This window comes from Deltaproteobacteria bacterium, assembly GCA_005879795.1.
Lineage (GTDB): Bacteria > Desulfobacterota > Binatia > DP-6 > DP-6 > DP-6.
On the sequence record VBKJ01000116.1, the window covers coordinates 1 to 4,657 of the forward strand.

Annotated in this window: 3 protein-coding genes; 1 reads left to right on the forward strand and 2 read right to left on the reverse strand. The window is 69.4% G+C overall.

Features of this window, described 5'->3' with window-relative positions; all coding sequences use genetic code 11:
• Window positions 1-1,701 (reverse strand): hypothetical protein (locus E6J59_06190; GenBank protein TMB21285.1); only part of this gene is annotated, 1,701 nt, incomplete at its 3' end.
• The gene (locus E6J59_06195; protein ID TMB21286.1) at window positions 1,701-2,099 is read right to left on the reverse strand and encodes a sxtJ; all 399 of its coding nucleotides are present in this window, start codon (window positions 2,097-2,099) and stop codon (window positions 1,701-1,703) included. The genes E6J59_06195 and E6J59_06190, both read right to left, overlap by 1 nt.
• Window positions 2,100-2,859: 760 nt before the next feature.
• On the opposite strand from E6J59_06195, the gene E6J59_06200 reads away from it, so the two are divergent.
• Window positions 2,860-4,657, forward strand: a 1,798-nt coding sequence (locus tag E6J59_06200) for a hypothetical protein (GenBank protein ID TMB21287.1), incomplete at its 3' end; no start/stop codon positions are given.

Genomic DNA, 4,657 nt, shown 5'->3' on the forward strand with positions numbered 1-4,657 from the left:
GGCATCGCGCGGCGTGCACACGATCGGCTCACCCCGGACGTTGAAGCTCGTGTTCACGAGGACGGGGCAGCCCGTGAGCGCGTGGAAGCGACTCAGCAGCGTGTGGTAGACCGGGTTCGTCTCGCCGTGCACGGTCTGGATGCGCGCCGAGTAGTCGACGTGGGTGACCGCCGGGATCGTCGAGCGCGGCACGTTGAGCTTCTCGATCCCGAACAGGCGCTGCTGCTCCTCGGTCATCGGGATGCGCCACTTTGCGCACACCGGCGCGACGAGCAGCATGTAGGGGGAGTCGACGTCCAGCTCGAAATACTCGGCGAGGTGCTCGCGGAGCACGCTCGGGGCGAAGGGGCGGAAGCCCTCGCGGAACTTGATCTTCAAGTTCATCACCGACTGCATGCGGGGCGAGCGTGGGTCGCCCAGGATGCTGCGGCTGCCGAGCGCGCGCGGGCCGAACTCCATGCGGCCCTGGAACCAGCCGATCACCTTCTCCTCGGCGAGGAGCTCCGCGGTGCGCTCGATGAGGCCGGGCATGGGGAGCTTCTCGGCCACCGCGCCGACCGACACGAGGAAGCGCGCGATCTCCTCGTCGGAGAAGGCGGGGCCCAGGTAGGAGCCCTTCATCCCGTCGCCTTCCGAGCGGTGCCGTCGCGGGGTGCCGAGCACCTTGTGCTCGATCACGAGCGCGACGCCGACCGCGCCCCCCGCGTCGCCCGCCGCCGGCTGGACCCAGAGGCGCTTGAACGGCCCCTCGCGCAGGAGCCGCCCGTTGCCGACGCAGTTGAGCGCCACGCCGCCGGCGAGACAGAGGTTCTCCATGCCGGTCTCGCGATGCACGTGGCGCGCCATGCGGAGCATGATCTCCTCGGTCACCACCTGCACCGAGGCGGCGACGTCCATCTCGCGCTGCGTGAGCTTCGACTCGGGCTTGCGCGGCGGGCCGCCGAAGAGCCCGTCGAAGGCCCCGTTCGTCATGGTGAGCCCGTGCACGTAGTTGAAGTAGTCCATGTTGAGCTTGAAGGAGCCGTCCTCCTTGAGGAGCACGACCTTGTCGAGGATCGGGTCCACGTACTTGGGCTCACCGTAGGGCGCGAGCCCCATCACCTTGTACTCGCCCGAGTTCACCTTGAAGCCGGTGTAGTAGGTGAAGGCCGAGTAGAGCATGCCGAGCGAGTGCGGGTAGTGGAGCTCGGCGAGCAGCTCGAGATCCTTGCCGCGGCCGATGCCGTACGACGAGGTCGCCCACTCCCCGACGCCGTCCATGGTGAGGACGGCCGCCTCGGCGAAGGGGGAGGGGTAGAACGCGCTCGCGGCGTGCGACTCGTGGTGCTCGGCGAACAGCACCGGGCCGGCGTAGCCGCCGAGGGCCTTCCGAATCCGGTCGCGGGTGAAGAGCTTCTCCGTCATCCACACCGGCATCGCGGTGAGGAACGAGCGCAGCCCCCTCGGCGCCACGCCGCAGTAGCTCTCGAGCAGGCGCTCGAGCTTGAGGAGCGGCTTGTCGTAGAAGCCGACGTAGTCGAGGTGGGCAGCCTCGATGCCGCCCTCGCGCAGGCAGTACGCGACCGCGTGTGTGGGGAAGCCGGCGTCGTGCTTCTTCCGGGTGAACCGCTCCTCCTGCGCCGCCGCCACGATCTCGCCCTCGCGCACCAGGCACGCCGCCGAGTCGTGGTAGTAGGCCGAGATGCCGAGGATGGTCGCCATCAGAACTGCTGCTCGTAGCGGCTGCGCTCGACCGGTTGCCGCTCGCGCCTGACCCAGTTGCTCGCCGTCCCGTCCGCGAGCGAGCGGTCGAGCGGATCGCGCACGAAGTGCCGCAGCACGAAGCCGACCGGCGTGATCACCAGGTAGAAGAGCGCGGTCAGGATGAGGCGGCCGTTCACCGCGCCGAGGAGGGTGGCCGCGCGCATCCAGATGCGTTGCACCGGCGCGAGCACCGCCGGCGCAACGAGCCCCGGCACGGCGAGCAGCATGCCGACGGCGCCCAGCACGCGCGGCGGCAGCACGTGCCCGCGCCACCAGCTCGCGAGCGCGAGCACGAGGAACGCCCCGCCCACCGTGAGACCGAAGCGGCGGAGCTCGGCGCCCGAGACTCCCTGCATGGGCTAGAAGAGCGTGTAGACGAAGGGCGCGACCGCCGACCCCTGCGTGAACACGACCAGCGCGCCGAAGAGGGCGAGCACGAGGACGATCGGTCCGAGCCACCACTTCTTGCGCACGCGCATGAAGCTCCAGAGTTCGCCCAGGAGGGATAGGGTGGCGGATCCTCGCACGACGGCCCCTCTGCTTCCGTTACCCGCGCTGCACCGGGGGTGTCAAGTACATCGTCCCGGGGCTGGAGTCCCCCCGGCGGGCCCGGCCTCCTCGGCTCGGAGCATGAATCCCTGGACCGAGCCGGGTCGGCGAGGCGTCCGCCGCGCGGGGCCGTAACGAAGGAGTCACAGGCGGACGCGCCAGCCGGCCCCCCGTGTACGCCCCCAGGGTTATGGTCCCCGCGGGTCACCTCCGCCGGCCGTTCCGAGAGGTCAAAATCGTGTCACCCCCCCTCCAGCAGGCCGACGGCATGAGGGCGACCCGCCCCGACCTTCGCGGTTTCCCAGCGAGGAAGCAATCTGGGCTCCTAATAGCCTTCTTGACTTGACTTCGGACACGACGTTGCCGATAAGAGGCTGACGGCTATTGTAGGGAGCTGATGAGGAGAGACGGCGGGGGTCGAGGTGTGGGGGTTCCCTCTCACCGATGGCAGCTGGTTGCGTGTCGGCACACCAGCCCTCGCGAGCCTGCGCCCGAGCTGCACGCCGAGTGGCGGCTGTAGCTGCGGGTGACCGTCTCGCTCCGGTTCCAGCATCGGGGGGATGAGGCATGAGGACGAGGTTGTTGGTGATGGTGGCGGTGGTGGCGGTCACGGTCGCGAGCGGGCGCATTGCCTGGGCTCAGACTCCGTGCACGACGAATGCCGACTGCCTGGATGACGGGGTCTTCTGCAACGGGACCGAGTCCTGCGATACGATCATCGGGCAGTGCGTTAGCAGCGGCGATCCCTGCTTTAACGGGGCCGAGTGCAACAACGGTCCTTGCGACGAGAACACCCACTGCGCGACGCCCGCCGCGACGGCCTGCACCCCTGACGCGAACGCCTGTACCGCCGACCAGTGCGACGGGAGCGGAAACTGCACGCACCCGGCCAATGTCACCTGCGACGACGGCCAGTTCTGCAACGGCACGGAGACCTGCGACGCCGGCACCGGCCAGTGCGTCGCCGGCACGGGTCCGACCTGCGATGACGGCTTGGTCTGCACCGCCGACAGCTGTGATCCGACGGCCAACAACGGGGCGGGCGGCTGCCTGAATGCGCCGGTCCAGGGCTGCTGCTCCGCGGACCTCGACTGCGACGACGGGGACGCCTGCAACGGCCTCGAGACCTGCGACGTCGCGACCGGGATCTGCCAGGCCGGAACACCGGTGGTCTGCGACGACGGCAACGTCTGCACGACCGACACGTGCGACCACGCCACCGGCACCTGCAGCTTCCCGCCCATCGCCGGATGCTGCAACGCCGACCCGGATTGCAACGACAACGACGCCTGCACCACCGACACGTGCGACACCGTCCAGAACGTCTGCAACCACACGCCCGCCGTCACCTGCGACGACGGCCTCTTCTGCAACGGCCTCGAGACCTGCAACCCGCAGGATGGGACGTGCGTGCTCGGCTCGGCCCCGACCTGCGATGACGGGATGGTGTGCACCGCCGACAGCTGCGACCCGGCAGCCAACAACAACGCGGGCGGCTGCGTGAATGCACCGATCGCGGGTTGCTGCACTACGGACGCCGACTGCGACGACGGCGACGTCTGCACCGGCACGGAGACCTGCGTTACGGGCGCCTGCCAGAGCGGCACGCCGCTCGTGTGCGACAACGGAAACCCCTGTGACGGTCTGGAGACCTGCGACCCGGTGGCGGGCTGCCAGGCGGGGACGCTGCTCGACTGCAACGACAACCTGGTCTGCACCAACGACTCCTGCGATCCCGCCATCGGCTGCGTCAACGCTCCGATCCCCGGCTGCTGCACGACCGACGCGGACTGTGACAACGGGAACGTCTGCGACGGGCTCGAGACGTGCGACGTGAACAACAGCTGCGTTGGGGGCACCGCGCCCAACTGCGACGACGGCAACACCTGCACCGACGACACCTGCGACGTGGCCCTGGGCTGCATGCACACCGACAACACCGCTCCATGTGACGACGCCAATCCGTGCACGACTAACGACACCTGCAGCGGCGGACAGTGCCAGGGCGGCCCTGCGGGGAACGCCGGCACCGAGTGCCGGCCAGCGGCTGGCGACTGCGACGTGGCCGAGGTCTGCGACGGGACGAATGCCGCCTGTCCCGCAGATGCAACGCAGCCGAGCGGGACGGCGTGCACCGACGATGGCAATCCGTGCACGACCGACACCTGCGACGGCACCAGCACTACCTGCCAGCACGCGGCGGGCAACGCCGGCACCGAGTGCCGGGCGGCCGCGAGCGACTGCGACGTGGCCGAGAGCTGCGACGGGACGAATACCGCCTGTCCCGCCGATGCAACGCAGCCGAGCGGGACGGCGTGCGGCGACGATGGCAATCCGTGCACGACCGACACCTGCGACGGCACCA

Excerpts from the sequence above, each read along its gene's own strand:
- E6J59_06195 (TMB21286.1), bottom strand. The coding sequence starts at position 2,099 with ATGCAGGGAGTCTCGGGCGCCGAGCTCCGCCGCTTCGGTCTCACGGTG.